Genomic DNA, 238 nt, shown 5'->3' with positions numbered 1-238 from the left:
CAAGCGGCTCACCCGACACATTCCACTCAAGACCTCGGTTGCGCTGTTCACCGTCAACCCCGTAAACATTGCTTCGGGGGTCTGTAGTGCCGGCAGGTTGAGTAATCTGGAAGGCACTGAAGCTGGTAAACCAGCCATCGAGGTCAGCCTTGATACCCAGTTCTACTTGCCTGGCCACCACGGGCGCAAAGGTCTGGCCTGAGTTCTGGGCGGTAGAAGGTGCAGATGGGCCTTGCTG

At 58.0% G+C, this 238-nt stretch carries 1 protein-coding gene; it reads right to left on the bottom strand.

From position 1 onward, the window contains the following. Positions 1 to 178, bottom strand: a 178-nt coding sequence (locus tag AC0608_RS13880; RefSeq protein ID WP_478289492.1) for a hypothetical protein, incomplete at its 3' end; no start/stop codon positions are given. Between the last annotated feature and the right edge of the window lie 60 nt (positions 179 to 238).

This window comes from Flavobacterium sp. GNP008, from assembly GCF_056428965.1.
This window is presented reverse-complemented; position numbering and strand designations above follow the sequence as displayed.